Source organism: Bradyrhizobium oligotrophicum (genome assembly GCF_051168495.1).
Lineage (GTDB): Bacteria > Pseudomonadota > Alphaproteobacteria > Rhizobiales > Xanthobacteraceae > Bradyrhizobium > Bradyrhizobium oligotrophicum_A.
Genome location: NZ_JBNPVB010000009.1, coordinates 14213 through 30865 on the forward strand (window position 1 = coordinate 14213; position 16653 = coordinate 30865).

Annotated in this window: 14 protein-coding genes; 4 read left to right on the forward strand and 10 right to left on the reverse strand. The window is 65.9% G+C overall.

The annotated features are described in order from the left end of the window. Both ACQR1B_RS18045 and ACQR1B_RS18050 read right to left on the reverse strand, forming a co-directional pair. Positions 1-771, reverse strand: a complete 771-nt coding sequence (locus ACQR1B_RS18045) for a sulfite exporter TauE/SafE family protein (RefSeq protein ID WP_434836225.1) — start codon at positions 769-771, stop codon at positions 1-3. Positions 772-807: 36 nt separating this feature from the next. Beyond that, positions 808-1413, reverse strand: a complete 606-nt coding sequence (locus tag ACQR1B_RS18050) for a TetR/AcrR family transcriptional regulator (protein ID WP_434836224.1) — start codon at positions 1411-1413, stop codon at positions 808-810. A gap of 172 nt (positions 1414-1585) precedes the next feature. Between ACQR1B_RS18050 and ACQR1B_RS18055 the strand changes: the two genes are divergently transcribed. After that, positions 1586-2536 (forward strand): DMT family transporter, encoded by a 951-nt coding sequence (locus ACQR1B_RS18055; protein WP_434836223.1) that lies wholly within the window; start codon positions 1586-1588, stop codon positions 2534-2536. Positions 2537-2657: 121 nt separating this feature from the next. Then, a complete protein-coding gene (locus ACQR1B_RS18060) occupies positions 2658-4013 on the forward strand; it encodes an esterase-like activity of phytase family protein (protein WP_434836222.1) in 1356 nt (451 codons plus the stop codon). A 60-nt stretch (positions 4014-4073) separates the two neighbouring features. Here the strand turns inward: ACQR1B_RS18060 and ftsH are convergent, their stop codons facing one another. The 6 genes from ftsH to ACQR1B_RS18090 form a co-directional block, all read right to left on the reverse strand. Further along, positions 4074-5909 (reverse strand): ATP-dependent zinc metalloprotease FtsH, encoded by a 1836-nt coding sequence (gene ftsH / locus ACQR1B_RS18065; RefSeq protein ID WP_434836221.1) that lies wholly within the window; start codon positions 5907-5909, stop codon positions 4074-4076. A gap of 188 nt (positions 5910-6097) precedes the next feature. Further along, positions 6098-7684, reverse strand: coding sequence for an ABC transporter substrate-binding protein (locus tag ACQR1B_RS18070; protein ID WP_434836220.1), 1587 nt, complete (start codon positions 7682-7684; stop codon positions 6098-6100). Between the two features lie 8 nt (positions 7685-7692). Then, complete coding sequence (locus ACQR1B_RS18075) at positions 7693-7896, reverse strand: hypothetical protein (protein ID WP_434836219.1); 204 nt, start codon at positions 7894-7896, stop codon at positions 7693-7695. 298 nt (positions 7897-8194) lie between these two features. Then, a complete protein-coding gene (locus ACQR1B_RS18080; protein WP_434836218.1) occupies positions 8195-9862 on the reverse strand; it encodes a mucoidy inhibitor MuiA family protein in 1668 nt (555 codons plus the stop codon). A gap of 198 nt (positions 9863-10060) precedes the next feature. Next, positions 10061-11650 carry a phosphoglycerate dehydrogenase gene (serA, locus tag ACQR1B_RS18085; protein WP_434836217.1) on the reverse strand — a complete coding sequence of 530 codons (1590 nt, stop codon included), beginning with the start codon at positions 11648-11650 and terminating at the stop codon, positions 10061-10063. 189 nt (positions 11651-11839) lie between these two features. After that, a complete protein-coding gene (locus ACQR1B_RS18090) occupies positions 11840-13012 on the reverse strand; it encodes a phosphoserine transaminase (protein WP_434836216.1) in 1173 nt (390 codons plus the stop codon). A gap of 316 nt (positions 13013-13328) precedes the next feature. Here ACQR1B_RS18090 and ACQR1B_RS18095 point away from each other — a divergent pair, with 316 nt between their 5' ends. Further along, positions 13329-14315, forward strand: coding sequence for an aldo/keto reductase (locus ACQR1B_RS18095; RefSeq protein WP_434836215.1), 987 nt, complete (start codon positions 13329-13331; stop codon positions 14313-14315). After that, on the forward strand, positions 14312-15163 hold the full coding sequence (locus ACQR1B_RS18100) for an amidohydrolase family protein (protein ID WP_434836214.1): 852 nt from the start codon (positions 14312-14314) through the stop codon (positions 15161-15163). The genes ACQR1B_RS18095 and ACQR1B_RS18100 overlap by 4 nt, the downstream gene beginning before the upstream one ends. On the opposite strand, the gene ACQR1B_RS18105 is transcribed toward ACQR1B_RS18100, so the two are convergent. Both ACQR1B_RS18105 and ACQR1B_RS18110 read right to left on the reverse strand, forming a co-directional pair. Continuing rightward, positions 15164-15619, reverse strand: a complete 456-nt coding sequence (locus tag ACQR1B_RS18105; protein WP_434836244.1) for a GNAT family N-acetyltransferase — start codon at positions 15617-15619, stop codon at positions 15164-15166. A gap of 28 nt (positions 15620-15647) precedes the next feature. Then, a complete protein-coding gene (locus ACQR1B_RS18110; RefSeq protein ID WP_434836213.1) occupies positions 15648-16475 on the reverse strand; it encodes an outer membrane protein in 828 nt (275 codons plus the stop codon). Positions 16476-16653: the final 178 nt, after the last annotated feature.

Here is a 16653-nt window from a genome sequence, read left to right on the forward strand (position 1 = left end):
CTATCTGATTGCCTTCAGCGTCATGTAGAAGGCCATCAGCAACACGAAGCAGACCAGCAGGACGCGCAATCGCGCCGGCGCTACGCGGCTCGCAAGGCGTGCGCCAAGATCGGTCCCGACAGCCAGGCCGATGATCACGGCGACCAGCGTGGACCAGGCCGGCAAGACGCCGTGCTGCCAATAGATCCAAGCCGACGGAATCGTCGCCGGCACCAGCGTCAGGACCAGGCTGATCATCTGCGCGCGATGCTGGGCCATGCCGAGCACCGCGCTCAAGCCGACCACCGTCGCCAAGCCGCCGCCGATGCCGAGAAAGCCGGACGACACGCCCGCTGCACAACCGACAGCCAGCAGCGCACCGCCGCGCGGATCGACCGCTGCAGCCTCCGCCTGCCGGACGGACGAGCGACACAGCATCAGCGCGGCAAGCAGCAGCAGGTAGATCACATAGGCCCATTGCAGGACCGCCGCCGCCACCCGGTTGGCGATGAGGGCGCCGATCACGCCGCCGAGCAGAAAGCCGAGACCGAGCCAGACCAGCATCGACACGGCCACCCGGCTGCCACCGTCCCAGTAGCGCCTGATTCCGGCGGCGCTGGTCGGCGGAATCTGCGCGATGAGCGAGAGCCCTTGCGCCATGTGCTGCTCGGCTCCGAGCAGCAGCACGGCAAAGACGACGAGGCCGCCGCCTGGACTGACACCGAGCAGCCCCGAGGTGAATCCGCTGACAAGGCCGGTGGCGAGGCCGCCCATGAGGTCGAGAACAGTCATCCGATCGAACCGCCATGTCCCGTTGGACGTCGTCGCTCATGATCTCGGCGCAAGCCCCGCCAGCAGCGTCTCAAACCCCGTCATCGCCTCGGACGTCGAAAACGGCTCGCCCCACAGCCGCTGCAGCACGAAGCCCTGAAACATCGCGATCATGGTGCGGGCGATGCTGCGCGGATTCACCGTGCGGTCGACGACGCCGAGCCGCTGGCCGCGTTGCAGCAGTTCGGTGACCAAGGCGATCGGCTTGCGGACGCCATCGGCGACCTGCTCGCGGATCGCGTCATCCCGCAGGGCCTCTGCCCAGAGCTGCAGCGCGATGCGGCGGCTGCGCAGCCCATCCTCCTTCTGGATGTCCGCCAGTGACGCGCGCGCGATCGCGCGCAGGCCTTCGAGCGGATCAGGGATGTCGCGCGCGGCGGCAAGAAGGGCCCCGTCGCGGTCGTGCCGGCGCGCGCCGATCGCCTGGATCAGGTCTTCCTTGCTGGCGAAATGGCCGTAGATGCAGCCCGCGCTCAGACCGGACTCGGCGATGACGTCGGAGATGGTCGTCTGGTGGAATCCCTGGCGCGCAAAGCAGACTTCGGCGGCCAGCAGGATCTCGCCGCGGCGCGCGGCCATCGTCGCCGGTTTCAGCTTCGGCATCCGCAACTCCTGACGACCGGCCGCATCGTGCCGATCAGTTCTCACCATACAAAACGAATATTCGTTTTGTAAAGCGGCTGGCTAGCCTTTTGACATGGCGGCATTCCGCCGTGCGCTCTTGTCCCGGCCGCGTTTCGGGCACAACCTCTGCTCGACGAGAGAATCCGAATCCTTGCCCGCCCCATCCCCGCCGACCTCGCCCTTCGCCTGGCTCAACAACCAGCCCTATGTACTGCTCACGCTGGCCTCGCTGTTCTGGGCCGGCAACATCGTGCTCGCGCGCTACGTCGCCGGCCACGTCCCGCCGCTGACGCTGTCGTGCATCCGCTGGATCGGGACCTTCCTGATGCTGTGGCCGTTCGCGCGGGCGCATCTGGTCCGGGACTGGCGCACCCTGCTCGCGCATTGGCCCCTGATCCTGCTGTTCTCGCTGACCGGCTTTGCGATCAACAACGCGCTGTCCTACTGGGCGATGCAATACACGCAGGCACTCAACGGACTCCTGATCCAGTCGTCGACGCCGCTGTTCGTCGCGTTGTGGTCGCTGCTGCTGTTCGGCGTCCGGCTCACTCCGGCGCAATTCGCAGGGATCGCGACGTCGCTGACCGGCGTGCTGGTGATCCTGCTGCGCGGTGATCTCGGCGCGCTGGCCGCGATCCAGTTCAACCGCGGCGACCTGATGTTCGCCGGCGCGCTGCTGGTGTTCGGGCTGTACTCGGCCACCATGACACGGCGGCCGGCGGTACATCAGCTGTCGCTGATCTCGGCCTGCACGGCCATCGGCGCCGTGCTGCTGCTGCCACTCGCGCTCTGGGAATATTCGACGGGATTCGTGCTGAGGCTCGATCTGCTGTCGGTCGCGACGCTCGGCTATGTCGTCGTGTTCGCCTCGACGCTCGCCTACCTGTTTTTCAATCGCGGCATCGGCCTGATCGGACCGAATCGCGCCGCGCCGTTCCTGCACCTGGTGCCGCTGTTCGGCTCGGTGCTCGCGATCCTGCTGCTCGGCGAGGAGCTCCAACTGTTCCACCTGGTGGGATACGCGCTGGTCATCGCCGGCGTCATCGTCGCCTCGCGCGTCCCGATCCGACCGCTTCGCGCTGGTGATCAGAGCCGGACGTGAGCGTGCGGCAACGCGCCCCATGAAGGCGGGGAAGCATCATCCGGCTGTCATCGAAATGTCAGCGTCGCGTCAGGGCTCCTGGTCAGAACCGGGATGGTTCGAGCTTTCAGGAGGCTTTCTCATGCATCGATATCTACTGACCACCGTGGCCGTGCTGGCGCTCGGCACCGGCGCCGCCCTCGCCCAGGGCGAAGGCGAATTTCCGGCGACACTGGCGGGGCACGCCGTGATGCCCGCTCAATCATTCCTCGACGCGCCTGCCGACGCCCCGAACGATCTCAAGACCTCCGGCAAATACACCACCGGCAAGCGTGTCGACGCGATCGGCAGCGTGATGGGCAAGTCCTATGAGCGTCCGACCGGCGTGTCGCTGCCGTTCAAGGGCCAGCCGCTCCAGGGCCACTCCGGCATCAAGACAATGGCCGATGGGACCTTCTGGGTGCTCACCGACAACGGCATGGGCTCGCGCTACAACTCGCCGGACTCGATGCTCTATCTGAACCACCACAAGATCGACTGGACCAGCGGCAAGGTCGAGCGGCTCGAGACCATCTTTCTGCATGATCCCGACAAGAAGGTGCCGTTTCGGATCGTCCACGAGGACACCGCCAACCGCTATCTGACCGGCGCCGATTTCGACACCGAGGGCTTCCAGATCATCGGCGACCATCTCTGGATCGGCGACGAGTTCGGCCCCTATGTCATCAAGGCGGACAAGACCGGCAAGGTGCTCGCCGTGTTCGAGACCTTTGCCGACGGCAAGCCGGTGCGCTCGCCGGACCATTGGGCGGTGCAATCGCCGGGCGCGCCGGGCGCGACCTACGGCAACGTCAACCTGCGCCGCTCCAAGGGCTTCGAGGGTTTTGCATCGTCGAGCGACGGCAGGTTCGTCTACGGCCTGCTCGAAGGCCCGATCTGGGACGCCGACAAGAAGGACTGGGAGCGCGTCGACGGTCGTGAAGCGTCGCGCATCCTCGAATTCGACGTCGCGGCGGAGAAGTTCACCGGCCGCTTCTGGCAGTACGTGTTCGAACAGAACGGCAATGCGATCGGCGACTTCAACATGATCGACCCGACGCAGGGTCTGATCATCGAGCGCGACAATGGCGAAGGCACCGCCGACAAGGCCTGCCCGCAAGGCACGCGCGGCGAAAACTGCTTTCCCGATCTGGCCAAGTTCAAGCGGGTCTACAAGATCGAGCTCTCCGACGCCAATGTCGGCAAGCCCGTGCGCAAGATCGCCTATGTCGATCTCATGAAGATCCGCGATCCGGACAAGAAGGCGCGCAAGCCGCTGAACGACGGCGTGCTCACCTTTCCGTTCTTCACGATCGAGAACGTCGATCGCGTCGACGATACCCACATCATCGTCGGCAACGACAACAACCTGCCGTTCTCGTCGAGCCGCGATCCCAACAAGGCCGACGACAACGAGTTCGTTCTGCTCGAAGTCGGCGACTTCCTGAAGGCGAAATAGCCGGCTGCCGGCCGTTGCGCCGTGGGGCGACCGCCTCCCGCAACGGCCGGCCGTGCGGCCTCAGGCCGCCGCCGATGACGGGGTGGGCCGCAGCGGCGCAAACTCCTCGGCGGTCAGCGTTTCCTTTTCGATCAGCAGCGCGACGCCGCGCTCCAGGTCGTCGCGGTGGCTTTCGAGAATCGCGCAGGCGCGGTCGCCACCTTCCGCAATCAGGTCGCGGACCGCCAGATCGATCTCGCGCCCGGTGATGTCGGCCGCCGATACGATCTGGTCCTGCGGCTGCAGGAACGACACCTGCGGCCGCGGCGCGTAGGTGCGCTGTCCGACCTTGGCATCCATGCCGTATTTCGTGACCATCTCGATCGCGATCTCGGTGGCGCGCTGCAGATCGTCGGCCGCGCCGGTCGAGATGTCGCCGTCGAAGATCAGCTGCTCCGAGGCGCGACCGCCCATGAGCACGGCGATGCGGTTCTTCAACTCGCTGAGCGCGAGCAGGAAGCGGTCCTCGGTCGGCCGCTGCATGGTGTAGCCGAGCGCACCGACGCCGCGCGGAATGATCGAAACCTTCTGCACCGGATCGACCCCGGCGAGATTGGCCGCCACCAGCGCATGACCCATCTCGTGATAGGCGACGCGCCGCCGCTCGGCGGGGTTGAGCACACGGCTCTTCTTCTCGATGCCGGCGACGATGCGCTCGATCGCCGTCGTGAAGTCGTCGAAGGTCACGTCGTGGCCCTTGCGGCGGGTCGCGGCGATCGCAGCCTCGTTGATCAGGTTGGCGAGGTCGGCGCCGGTGAAGCCGGCCGTCAGGGCCGCGACCTTGTCGAGATCGACACCATCGGCCACCGTGATCTTGCGAACATGCACATTGAGAATGGCGAGCCGTCCGTTCCTGTCGGGACGGTCGACCAGCACCTGACGATCGAAGCGGCCGGCACGCATCAGCGCGGGATCGAGAATCTCCGGCCGGTTGGTCGCGGCGAGCAGGATGACGCCGGAGGTCGGATCGAAGCCGTCGAGCTCCGCCAGCAATTGGTTGAGCGTCTGCTCCTTCTCGTCGTAGCCGCCGAACTGGCCGCCGCCGCTGCGGCTGCGCCCGAGCGCATCGAGTTCGTCGATGAAGATGATGCAGGGCGCCGCCTTGCGCGCCTGCTCGAACAGGTCGCGCACCCGCGCTGCACCGACGCCGACGAACATCTCGACGAATTCGGAGCCGGAGATGGAGAAGAACGCAACGCCCGCCTCGCCGGCGACGGCACGCGCGAGCAGGGTCTTGCCGGTGCCGGGCGGACCGACCAGCAGGATGCCCTTCGGCACGTGCGCGCCGAGCCGGCCATAGCTCTTCGGATCCTTCAGGAACTGCACCACCTCCTGCAGTTCGAACTTGCCCTCGTCGACGCCGGCCACGTCGGCGAAGGTGACCTTGGTGTCGGTCTCGACATAGACCTTGGCGCGCGACTTGCCGATCGACATCAGGCCGCCGAAGCCCTGGCGGTCCATCACCTTGCGGCCGAGGAACACCCAGATCAGATAGAACATCAGCGCCGGCACGACCCACGACAGCAGCGTCTGGACCAATCCGCCCGAGGGCACGCCAGTCACCGTGACGCCCTTGGCCGCGAGCTTCTCCGCCAGCGGCGGATCGACCCGCGCCGTGACGAACGCCGTCTTGCCGTCCGGTTGCTTGTCCTTGAACCTGCCCTGGATGGTGTCCTGACCGACCGAGACCTCGGCGATCCTGCCCTGTTCCACCAATTGCTCGAACTGGCTGTAGGGAATGGTCTCGACGGTGTTGTAGGTCGTCAGCAGCCATTGCAGCAGCAACATGCCGACACCGGCGAGAAAGATGTAGCCGACGGCAATGGCCTGCTTGCGGGCGTTCGGATCGGATTCCATGTCGGCACTCGTCTCGCAGCGCGCCCCGCCGATCGACCGACCATGATCGATACCGCGGGAGCTGCGAGAGCGTTTAACAAGCGCACCCGTCCCCGCGCTTGTCCTGGATCAAGTCCAGACGGCGCGACGGGCCGTCTGGCCCGAGGCGCGCGTCTTGCGATCATGTGCCGCTCGGCAGCGGTCCGGGATCATTCCAGCTCGATCGGCTGGTAGGCCCCGGACTTGTCGAGCTGGGTGCCCCAGACCTTGTGCAGAGCCTGATGATCGCCGCGACTGAGATTGAGCGATACGCCGAGTCCCATGTCGAGATTGCGCGTGTTCTCCAGCGCCTCCACGAGCCGTTCGCTATCGAGTTGCGGACCGCAACGCTTCAGAGCGTCGATCAGCAGATTGGCGGCGATGTAGCCTTCGAGGGAGATGTAGTCCGGCACCTCGCCGGGAGACGCCTGCGCCAGCGCCGTCTTGAATTCGAGCACGGTGCTCGAATAGCCCGACACGGCCGGCACCGCCTGCGTCACGATGACATTCTCGGTGAAGCGCGGCCCCAGCATGGTCAGCTCCTGCGCCAGCGCGGTGGCGCCGACGATCGACATGTTGGTGTAGATCATGCCGGGAAAAAGGTCGCGCGTCCTTTCGATGAATTTCGCAGCCGGCCGCGTCGTCCCCACCATCACGATCGCGCGTATCGGCACCTTCTGCGCCTTGAGCTGGGCGACCGCCTCGTCCATGTCGATCGAGTTGCGATTGTAGACCAGTCGCAAAATCGCGGCATCGTTGAGACCGGCCGCGCGATAGGCCTTGGCGACACCTGCGAAGCCCTGCTCGCCGAGGTCGTCGTTCTGTCCGAACACCGCAATCTGGTTCGGCCTGATCTTGCGCATCTTCAGGAGATAGCGCACCGCTGCGTCGGCCTCTTCGACGAAGCTCGGCCGGTAGTTGAAGACATAGCGATCCGGCGGATCGTGCCGCACCACGCTGCCGCCGGTGAACGGCGCGAAGAACAGCGCCCGGCGTTCGAGGGCGAACGGGACTGCGACCGCAGCGGTGGGCGTGCCGAGATTGCCGAGAAAGCCGAACACCTGCTCCCTGTCCCAAAGCAGCTTCATCGCCTCCGGCGTCCGCGTCGGCTCGAAACCATCGTCGGCCGCGATCAGCTTGAGCATCCGTCCATTGACGCCGCCGGCGGCATTGGTCCGCGCGAACGCGACCTCGATACCGCGCCTGTAGCTCTGTCCGTTCTCCTTGGCACTTCCCGTGTACGGGATGACCATTCCAAAGCGGATCTCCTGATCGGTCACGCCGCGCACGGGGCCGGACGCGGCAGGCCTTGCCGCGCTGGTCGCCGCATTGGCCGTGGCCGGCGCAACAGCCATCGACGAGGCCTGTGGCGGCGCGTTGACGCTGCGTTCGAGCTCGGCGAGCTGACGCTCAACCAGCCTGCAATCGGCTCGCCCGCCGTTGACCGCGGCCCGCCCGTCGGCAATCTTTCGTTCGAATTCGCGCGCCAGCTCGTTCCGATCATTCGGATTGGCCGAGGCCTCGCGGATCGCCTGCTGAAACTTGCCGAGGATCACCTGGACGCGACGCGGAGGAATGCTGGTGCAAGCCTGGGCAGAGCCAACGATCGGTCCAACACGGCCGGCGAGCTCACGAACCAGGTTCACATTGTCGGCCGCGACGGCTCCGCTGACGCTGCCGGCCAGCACGGCGGCGGAGATGACCGCGATCGGACGCGAACGCCCCATCATCCACGCGGTGAGAAGCAAATGCTGCATGTGGTAGCTTAAGACCTCCGTTGCTGTCCGCGGATCGACACGGACAAATTGGACGCAAGGTCGGGGCCGGCCGCAAAGACCGTCCGATGCTGTGATTCGGACATCACCGTGAGGTTCTCGAATACCGCAAACATCGGAAGAGAATCAGCTTGCCGCGTCGGACGATGTTGCGCGGTGATTCTTTCCCACGCCCGCCTGATCGTCGACAGCATGGTCGTCTCGTTCTCTTGCAAGTCGCAATCTGTCGCCCCAACCGTCGATCGTTTGCCTGCGCGTCCGCATTGAGGCGGAGGCACGGCATCGTTGGCAGCTACGACAGCTTTAAGTTCGGATCAGGGCACGCGGGATACAATGTGGCCGCAGCTGTACCTATCCCCGACAGAATCATGTCGTGATCCGACACTTCGGGTGTCGATGGCAGCTGCGGCCCGATCTCAAGTTGCAAGCGACGCCACGAGCGCGTGTCGAACGGGATGTTGCGCATACCGAACGGTAGGACCCGGCGATCAACTAACCGGATGGACTCATCACGATCGCCTTGTCCTTCGGCCAGCGGACGCGCCACGCGAACGAGATTTCCTTCGTCTCGCCAGGCTTGGCATCGACCATCCATTCGGTCACGCCGCGCCGGTCGCGGACGTTGGTCGATGTCGGAGGCGTGGTCGCGGGCAGCATCTCGACCACGATGTCCTCGTTCTCGCTGACCGGCAACTGATCCTGGATCGCGACCTTGACCGGGAAGTCGTGGGCGTTGCGGATCGTGGTCTTGAACGCGCGCTCGTCGATCTTCGCCGTCGTCACGATCAGGCCGGCCGAACCTTCGTTGCGCTTGACGACGCTGCGCTCGACCTTGACCTTGTCGTCGGCGCCGAAGCCGAGACGAACGGCATCGTCCTTGCCGGCGGCTGCCAACCGCGATGTTCCGACAAACATGCCGTCGCGATAGATCGAGACCTTGCCCGGCAGCAATGGCGCGTCCTCCGCCTGCGTGAAGCTCGCCTCTAGATAAGCGGTGGGATCTGCCACCGGCGCCGAACGAATGATCAGCTCCGGCGTGATCGTCGCAGTCGAGATGCGCAGGCTCTTGGCGCCGTCATTGGCGTTGACACTGACGCGCCCCGGAAGGCGGAACGCGGTCTGGTAGGCGCCGATGTCGACAGCGGTCTCGCGCTCTTCCGCCTTCTTTGCAGGCTCTGGAGCTGCGGCCGGGGCATATGCCTCGACGCTCCGCTGCCTGACCGCCTTATCCGACAGCGTGCCGAGCTGGGCCATCGGCGGAGCTGGCGGCTGCGGATATTGCGCGACCACTGTCCTGAGCTCGGGCGCACTGCCACCTCGTCCGGTTCGCACCGTCGACGCTGACAATGCGACGTCGGACCAGTCTTCGCCGGTGCTCTGCTGAATCTCGGCGCGGCGCACCAGCTCAAGTGCGGGCTTGCGATCCCTGGCCGAGGTGTCGAGACGTGCGTCGTAGAGCGGCACCCAGCGGGCATTGCGGACAGCATAGGTCACGCGCAGCGTCGCCTTGGTCGCGGCGGCCGCAGACAGCTCGATCTGCACCTCCATCTTGCTCGGCGGCTTCGCCGCCCGATCCGCCTGCAGGCGCGCGATCTCGCGATCGATCTCACGCTGCTTGCGCTCGGCATCGCGAATCGCCGCATCGGCCTGGCCGACCTCTTCGGCCACGGCCGCGAAGGCATTGCGCCACTCCGCGATCGGACGTGCCTCACCCTTCTCGCCAAGGCCGGCGGGCGCCGCTTCAGCAAACCGCTCGGCGAATTTCTTGCGCGCCAATGCGGCGGCGATCACGCCGTCCTGATTGGCGCGCTCGTCCTTCAAGGCCTCGATGCGCTTGTCGATGTCGGGCAGATTGACCGGAGGCACCGGGCGCGGCGGCTTGGCATCGACGGCGCCGATCACGAGCTTGCCTCCAGCCTCGCCTTCGACGCGCAGCGAGGAGGCATCGAGCCCGAGCGGAAAGTCCTTGGCGATCGCGGTGGTGTCGCCGGCGGGAAGGTCGAGCGTGATCAGCCGGGTGACGGTTGCGCCATCGGGGTAGACGGTGACGGCATCGACCATGGAGGAGGCATCGAGGTTGGCCGCGTGGCCGGGCACCGTCGTCAGGGCAGCTCCGAGCATCAGGCCCGTGGTGACAAGGCCCATTTTTCGTATCGTCATCGCTCTCTCCGCATTCCCAGCACCCGCAGGATCGGATCGACCGGTCCTTTGCACGGCGTTAGACGCGACCAGAGAACGCCCGGTTCAATTCAAGCTCCGGGAAAGACGATCATGCGAATGCCGCAAAGAAAGAAGAAGAGGCCGTACGGCGATCGACCGTACGGCCTCTTTTTTGGCGGGACCTGATGCGTGGCGAAATCAGAACGCCAGCGCCTTGGCCTGCTTGACCTGCGGCAGCGCTTGGATCTTGGCGAGCAGTTCGGCCGGAACGGCGCCGTCGATCTCGACCAGCGCGATGGCGTCGCCGCCGGCCGCGACACGGCCGAGATGGAAGGTCGCAATGTTGATCTTGGCGTCACCGAGCAGGCTCGCGAACTTGCCGATGAAGCCCGGCTTGTCCTCGTTGGTGACATAGATCATCGACTTGCCGAACTCGGCGTCGACGCGGATGCCCTTGATGTCGACCAGCCGCGGCTTGCCGTCCGCATAGACAGTGCCGGACACCGCGCGCTCCTGCTGCTCGGTGATCACGGCCACGGTGATCAGGCTTTCATAGTCGCTCTCGCCCGCGCGCAACACCTCATCGACGATCATGCCGCGCTCCTTGGCAATGACCGGCGCAGAGACGACGTTGACCTCGCCCAGCATCGGCCGCAGCAGACCCGCCAGCACCGCCGAGGTCAGCGCCTTGGTCTTCATCTCCGCGACCTGGCCCTCATAGGTGATCTGCACCTTGGTGATGCTGCTCTCGGTGAGCTGGCCCGCGAACGAGCCGAGCTTCTCGGCGAGCGCGATGAACGGCTTCAGCTTCGGCGCTTCCTCGGCCGTGATCGAGGGGAAGTTGATCGCGTTCGAGATCGCGCCGGTCAGCAGGTAGTCCGACATCTGCTCGGCGATCTGCAGCGCGACGTTCTCCTGCGCCTCGGTGGTGGAGGCGCCGAGATGCGGCGTGCAGATCACGCAGGGATGGCCGAACAGCGGATTGCTGGTGGCGGGCTCCTCGGCGAACACGTCGAGCGCCGCGCCCGCGACATGCTTGGAGTTGAGCGCCTCGAGCAGCGCCGCCTCGTCGATCAGGCCGCCGCGGGCGCAATTGATGATGCGCACGCCCTTCTTGGTCTTGGCGATCGCCTGGGCATCGATGATGTTGCGGGTCTTGTCGGTCAGCGGCGTGTGCAAGGTGATGAAGTCCGCGCGCTTCAAGAGTTCATCGAGCTCGACCTTCTCGACGCCGAGATCGCGCGCGCGCTCCTCGGTGAGGAACGGATCGAAGCCGATCACCTTCATGCGCAGGCCCTGCGCGCGGTCGCAGACGATCGAGCCGATGTTGCCGCAGCCGACCACGCCGAGCGTCTTGCCGGTGATCTCGACGCCCATGAAGCGGTTCTTCTCCCACTTGCCGGCCTGGGTCGAGGCATCGGCCTGCGGAATCTCGCGCGCCAGCGACAGCATCATCGTGATCGCATGCTCGGCGGTCGTGATCGAATTGCCGAACGGCGTGTTCATCACGATGATGCCCTTGGCGGTGGCCGCGGGAATCTCGACATTGTCGACGCCGATGCCGGCGCGGCCGATCACCTTGAGCCGCTTGGCGCGCTCGATGATCTTGGCCGTGGCCTTGGTCGCGGAGCGGATCGCAAGGCCGTCATAGTCGCCGATGATGTCGGCGAGCTTGTCCTTGTCCTTGCCGAGATTGGGCTGGAAGTCGACCTCGATGCCGCGATCCTTGAAGATCTGCACGGCGGCCGGCGAGAGCGCATCGGAGATGAGAACTTTGGGTTTCGACATGACGATGTTCCTTCACGCCCTCTCTTGAGAGAGGGGCGGCGCAAGGCGCCGGGATGAGGTGAAAGCTGTCTGCTCGTAGGGTGGGCAAAGCGAAGCGTGCCCACCGTCTTTCGCGTCGGGTGACATTGATGGTGGGCACGGCGCTTCGCGCCTCTGCCCACCCTAGGCAGCTCGCATCGACGGCCCGCCTCAGGCCGCCTTCGGCAACGCGGCCTTGGCTTCCGCGAACGCCCAGTCGATCCACTGCGTCAGCAGCGCGACGTCCTTGGCTTCCACGGTGGCGCCGCACCAGATGCGCAGGCCGGCCGGCGCATCGCGATAATGCGCGAAGTCGAAGCCGGCGTTCTCCTTCTCGACCAGCGACACCAGCTTCTTGGCGAACTCGGCCTGGGCATCGGCCGACAGCGACGTGATGGCGGGATCGGTCACTTTCAGACAGACCGAGGTGTTGGAGCGGATCGCGGGATCCTGTGCCAGGAAATCGATCCACGGCGTGCGCGCCTTCCAGTCCGCCAGCACCTTGGTGTTGGCGTCGGCGCGCGCGATCAGCGCCTTGAGGCCGCCGATCGACTTGCCCCAATTCAGCGCGTCCAGATAATCCTCGACGCACAGCATCGACGGCGTGTTGATGGTCTCGCCTTCGAAGATGCCGGCATTGAGCTTGCCGCCCTTGGTGAGGCGGAAGATCTTCGGCAGCGGCCAGACCGGCTTGTAGGTCTCCAGACGCTCGACCGCGCGCGGCGAGAGAATGAGCATACCATGCGCGGCCTCGCCGCCGAGCGCCTTCTGCCAGGAGAAGGTGACGACGTCGAGCTTCGGCCAGTCGAGCGCTTGCGCGAACGCCGCCGAGGTGGCGTCGCAGATCGTCAGGCCTTCGCGGCTCGCGCTGATCCAGTCGGCATTCGGCACGCGCACGCCGGAGGTGGTGCCGTTCCAGGTGAAGACGATGTCGGACGCGGGATCGACCTTGGAGAGATCAGGGATCTCGCCATAGCCGGCATGCAGCTTGGTGACGTCCTTGAGCTTGAGCTCCTTGACGATGTCGCTGACCCAGCCCTCGCCGAAGGATTCCCAGGCGATCGTCGTGACGGGCCGCGCGCCGAGCAGCGACCACAGCGCCATCTCCACGGCGCCGGTGTCGGACGCCGGCACGATGCCGATCTTGTAGTCGGCCGGCACTTCGAGCACGTCGCGCGTCAGCTCGATGGCCTGCTTGAGCTTGGCTTTGCCGACCTTCGCGCGATGCGAGCGGCCGAGCGGGGCGTCCTTGAGATTTTCGGCGGTCCATCCGGGGCGCTTGGCGCAGGGGCCGGAGGAAAAATGCGGCACGGCGGGCCGCTGCGAAGGCTTCGCTGCAGTCATCGTCTATCCTTCCAGATAGTAAGCCTCCCGTTGGGGGGAGGTGTCCCGCCGGCGTGATTAAGGGAACGGCCGTTCCGCGTCAAGGAACTTCGCGATGCCGCCGCTATACGTTCACGCAGTCGTGCTGGCATGCAAGCGAAGGCGGCTCACTCCGGCGCGGCGCCGACCGGCGTCTGACCGCCGGGCGGACGATGCAGGAACGTCATCGATGTAGAGGCGCCGATCGTCGTGCCGCAACATGCGACGTCATTGTCTCGTCCACGACATCCATGCACAATGACGCGATCTGCACGCGCCGAATAACAAGGATAAAAGAATGGAACGCGTTCGTCTCGGGAGGAGCTCGCTCGACGTCACCCGGCTCGGGCTCGGCTCGGCGCCGCTCGGCGGCCTGTTCGAACCGGTCAGCGACGGCGATGCGGAGGCCACGATCGCCGCGGCCTGGTCGCGCGGCGTGCGCTTCTTCGACACCGCCCCGCTCTACGGCTTCGGTCTCGCCGAGCAGCGGCTCGGCGCCTTCCTCCGCCGGCAGCCGCGCGACAGCTATGTGCTCTCCACCAAGGTCGGGCGGCTGCTGCGGCCGGATCCGACCGCGTCGGGCGAAGATCCGCACTACAAGGGCACACCGCCGCTGCGGCCGCGGTTCGACTATTCCTACGACGGCGTGATGCGCTCGGTGGACGAGAGTCTGGTCAGGCTCGGTCTCGATCGCATCGACGTTCTGCTGGTGCACGATCCGGACGATCACTACGACGAAGCCGTCGCCGGCGCCTTCCGCGCGCTGCAGCGGCTGCGCGACGACGGCAGCATCAGGGCGATCGGCGCCGGCATGAACCAATCGGAGATGTTGGCGCGCTTTGCGGAAGCCGTTCCGGTCGACTGTTTCCTCCTCGCTGGTCGCTACACGCTGCTCGACCAGGGCGCGCTGACGGCGCTGTTCCCGGTCTGTGAGCGGCAGAACATCGCCATCATCCTCGGCGGCATCTACAACAGCGGCATCCTGGCCAATCCTCACGGACAAGCGAAGTTCAACTACGAAGATGCCGACGAAGGTCTGATCGCTCGCGCCCGCCAGCTCGATGCCTTGTGCAAGCAACACGGCACCGAGCTCAAGGCCGCGGCCATTCAGTTCTGCCTCGCCCATCCGGCCGTGACCGTCGGCCTGCAGGGCGCGCGCACCGCGAACGAGGCGGCCGACAACATCGCGATGGCGCAGGCGACGATTCCGGCCGCGTTCTGGCGCGACCTGCGCGCCAGCAATCTGGTCGATGCCCGTGCGCCGCTGCCGGGAGAGTCGAGATGAGTCGCGTCCTCGACGCGCATCAGCATTTCTGGGATCCCGGCCGTGCCGACTATCCCTGGATGGCGGGCGACGCGCTGGCGCCGATCCGCCGTCCGTTCGGCCCCGCCGACCTCGCCCCCCTGCTCGCCGAGAATGGAATCGACGCCAGCATCCTGGTGCAGACGCGGTCGTCGCTCGAAGAGACCGAAGAATTCCTGCGCATCGCGCACGCGACGCCGTTTGTCGCCGGCGTCGTCGGCTGGATCGACCTGATCGATCCGTCGGTGGCATCGGCGATCGACCGGCTGCGCAGCCTGCCCGGCGGCGACAGGCTGGTCGGCATCCGCCATCAGGTCCATGACGAGGCCGATCCGGACTGGCTGGCGCGCGGCGACGTCCGGCGCGGCCTCGACGCCGTGTTTGCCCACGACCTCGCTTACGATCTGCTGGTGCGCACGCGCGAGTTGCCGGCGGCAATTGCGACGGTGCGCGCTTTTCCAAAGGCGCGCTTCGTGCTGGACCACGCCGCCAAGCCGCCGATCGCAACCGGGTTCGATCAGGCCTGGGCCGACCGCATCGCCGAACTCGCGGCCTGCGGCAATGTCTGGTGCAAGGTGTCGGGGCTCGCGACGGAGGCCGTCTGGACGGACTGGGATGCCGAGCGATTGCAGCCCTATGTGACCCATGTGGCGCGCTGCTTCGGCGAGGATCGCTTGATCTTCGGCTCGGACTGGCCGGTGTGCCTGCTCGCCGGCAGCTATGGCGAAATCAAGCAGGCGCTCGAACGATGCCTGACGCAGCTCGGTCCCGGCGTCCGCGCCAAGGCGTTCGGCCCGAACGCGATCATCGCCTATCGGCTGCCGCGCTGATCAGAACCGCATCACCATGCCGAAATGGCTCTTGGCGAAACCGAGCCGCTCGTAGAAGCGCTGCGCGTCGGTCCGGCTCTGATGGGTCATGAGTTCGATCAGGTTGCAGCGCCGGCTGCACGCTTCCGCGATCGCCCAGTGCAGCAATTGCTCGCCGATGCCGCGGCTGCGACGATCCGTGGCGACGCGAACATCCTCCACCAGCGCGCGCGACGCCCCTTGCGAGCTGAGCCCAGGCAGGATGCACAATTGCAGGCAGCCGACCACCGTGCCCGCCTCCTCGGCGACGACGAGCGTGATGTTCGCCGCACTGGAAATCGCTTCGAAGGCCGCGAAGTAGGACGCCGGCAAAGGCGTCTCGAGCCGCTCGCGCGCCCGGCCTAGATGATCGTCGGCGAGCATCGCGACGATGGCGCCGACGTCCTCGCGCCGTGCAGGCCGGATGGTGATCGCTATGGAGTCCGCCATCGTCCTGACGAGAGGCTCAGAACTTGTAGCCGACGCCGGCGCGCACCGTGTTGACGCTGGTGTCGACGGTCGAGGTGAAGCGGATGTATTCGTACTCGGCGCGCGCGAACAGGCCGCCGACCAGATTGACGTCGACGCCGAGGCCGGCGCTATAGCCATAGATCAGGTGATTGTGCTGCAGGTTGTTGGCGCTGAGCGGCGTCAGCGCCGTATAGGTGCCGAGCAGCGTGGTGCTGACCCGGTCCTGGACGGTCACGGTCTGGCCGATGTCGGCATTGCCGAGCGCGAGGCCGACGAAAGCATAGGGCAGGAAGCAGCCGAGCGCATAGCCGGCGCGGCCGCGGATGGTCGCCATGTCCTTGATCGAGATCTGCGAGGACTGCGTCGCAGTCACGCTGTGGAAATTGCCGTCCGACAGCGCCGCGCTGCTGACCAGCGAGCGGGTCGACGAGGCGCTGCCGCCGTACTTGCCGTGCAGGTAGCTCGCCTCGACGCCGAGCACGACGTCGTCCCACTGGCTGTTGTAGCCGACGAAGGCGCCGAACCCCGAGGAGCGTGCAGATTGCTTGCCGAGATTGGTGTTCCAGGACGAGACCTGCATCTCGCTTTCGATCAGCGTATTGGCCAGCAGGGCGGCCGTCATGGTGCTGGTCGAGCCGTTGAAATTTTCGTCGGACGAGCCATAGCCGCCCTGGACGCCGACATAATAGCCGTCCCAGTTGACCCTGGAATTGGTCAGGCCTTCGGTCAGGCCGCCTCTCAGGATCGGCAGGTCGGGCAAATCGGCGGCCTGCGCAGCCGAGACCATGCCACACACCGAAACCGCCACCATCAGGCTACGCATCGCAACGCTCCAATCAGCACTTCAACTCTCTGTTGCCGATCATCGCGCGTTAACCTTAACCATCCGTTGCCGGAGCGCGCCTGCCGGCAATTCTTTCAGCGGAGGCGCGATTAGTCGAACTGATGAGAACGCAAATCTGAAAACGAAACGGCGCGGAAAGCCCGCGCCGTTTGCTCCG

What these genes read in the sequence shown, in the direction of transcription:
- ACQR1B_RS18095 (WP_434836215.1), top strand. Translation starts at nt 13,329, where the DNA reads ATGGAACGCGTTCGTCTCGGGAGGAGCTCGCTCGACGTCACCCGGCTC.
- ACQR1B_RS18045 (WP_434836225.1), bottom strand. Translation starts at nt 771, where the DNA reads ATGACTGTTCTCGACCTCATGGGCGGCCTCGCCACCGGCCTTGTCAGC.
- serA (WP_434836217.1), bottom strand. Translation starts at nt 11,650, where the DNA reads ATGTCGAAACCCAAAGTTCTCATCTCCGATGCGCTCTCGCCGGCCGCC.
- ACQR1B_RS18075 (WP_434836219.1), bottom strand. Translation starts at nt 7,896, where the DNA reads ATGCTGTCGACGATCAGGCGGGCGTGGGAAAGAATCACCGCGCAACAT.
- ftsH (WP_434836221.1), bottom strand. Translation starts at nt 5,909, where the DNA reads ATGGAATCCGATCCGAACGCCCGCAAGCAGGCCATTGCCGTCGGCTAC.
- ACQR1B_RS18050 (WP_434836224.1), bottom strand. Translation starts at nt 1,413, where the DNA reads ATGCCGAAGCTGAAACCGGCGACGATGGCCGCGCGCCGCGGCGAGATC.
- ACQR1B_RS18090 (WP_434836216.1), bottom strand. Translation starts at nt 13,012, where the DNA reads ATGACTGCAGCGAAGCCTTCGCAGCGGCCCGCCGTGCCGCATTTTTCC.
- ACQR1B_RS18110 (WP_434836213.1), bottom strand. Translation starts at nt 16,475, where the DNA reads ATGCGTAGCCTGATGGTGGCGGTTTCGGTGTGTGGCATGGTCTCGGCT.
- ACQR1B_RS18060 (WP_434836222.1), top strand. Translation starts at nt 2,658, where the DNA reads ATGCATCGATATCTACTGACCACCGTGGCCGTGCTGGCGCTCGGCACC.
- ACQR1B_RS18080 (WP_434836218.1), bottom strand. Translation starts at nt 9,862, where the DNA reads ATGACGATACGAAAAATGGGCCTTGTCACCACGGGCCTGATGCTCGGA.
- ACQR1B_RS18070 (WP_434836220.1), bottom strand. Translation starts at nt 7,684, where the DNA reads ATGCAGCATTTGCTTCTCACCGCGTGGATGATGGGGCGTTCGCGTCCG.
- ACQR1B_RS18100 (WP_434836214.1), top strand. Translation starts at nt 14,312, where the DNA reads ATGAGTCGCGTCCTCGACGCGCATCAGCATTTCTGGGATCCCGGCCGT.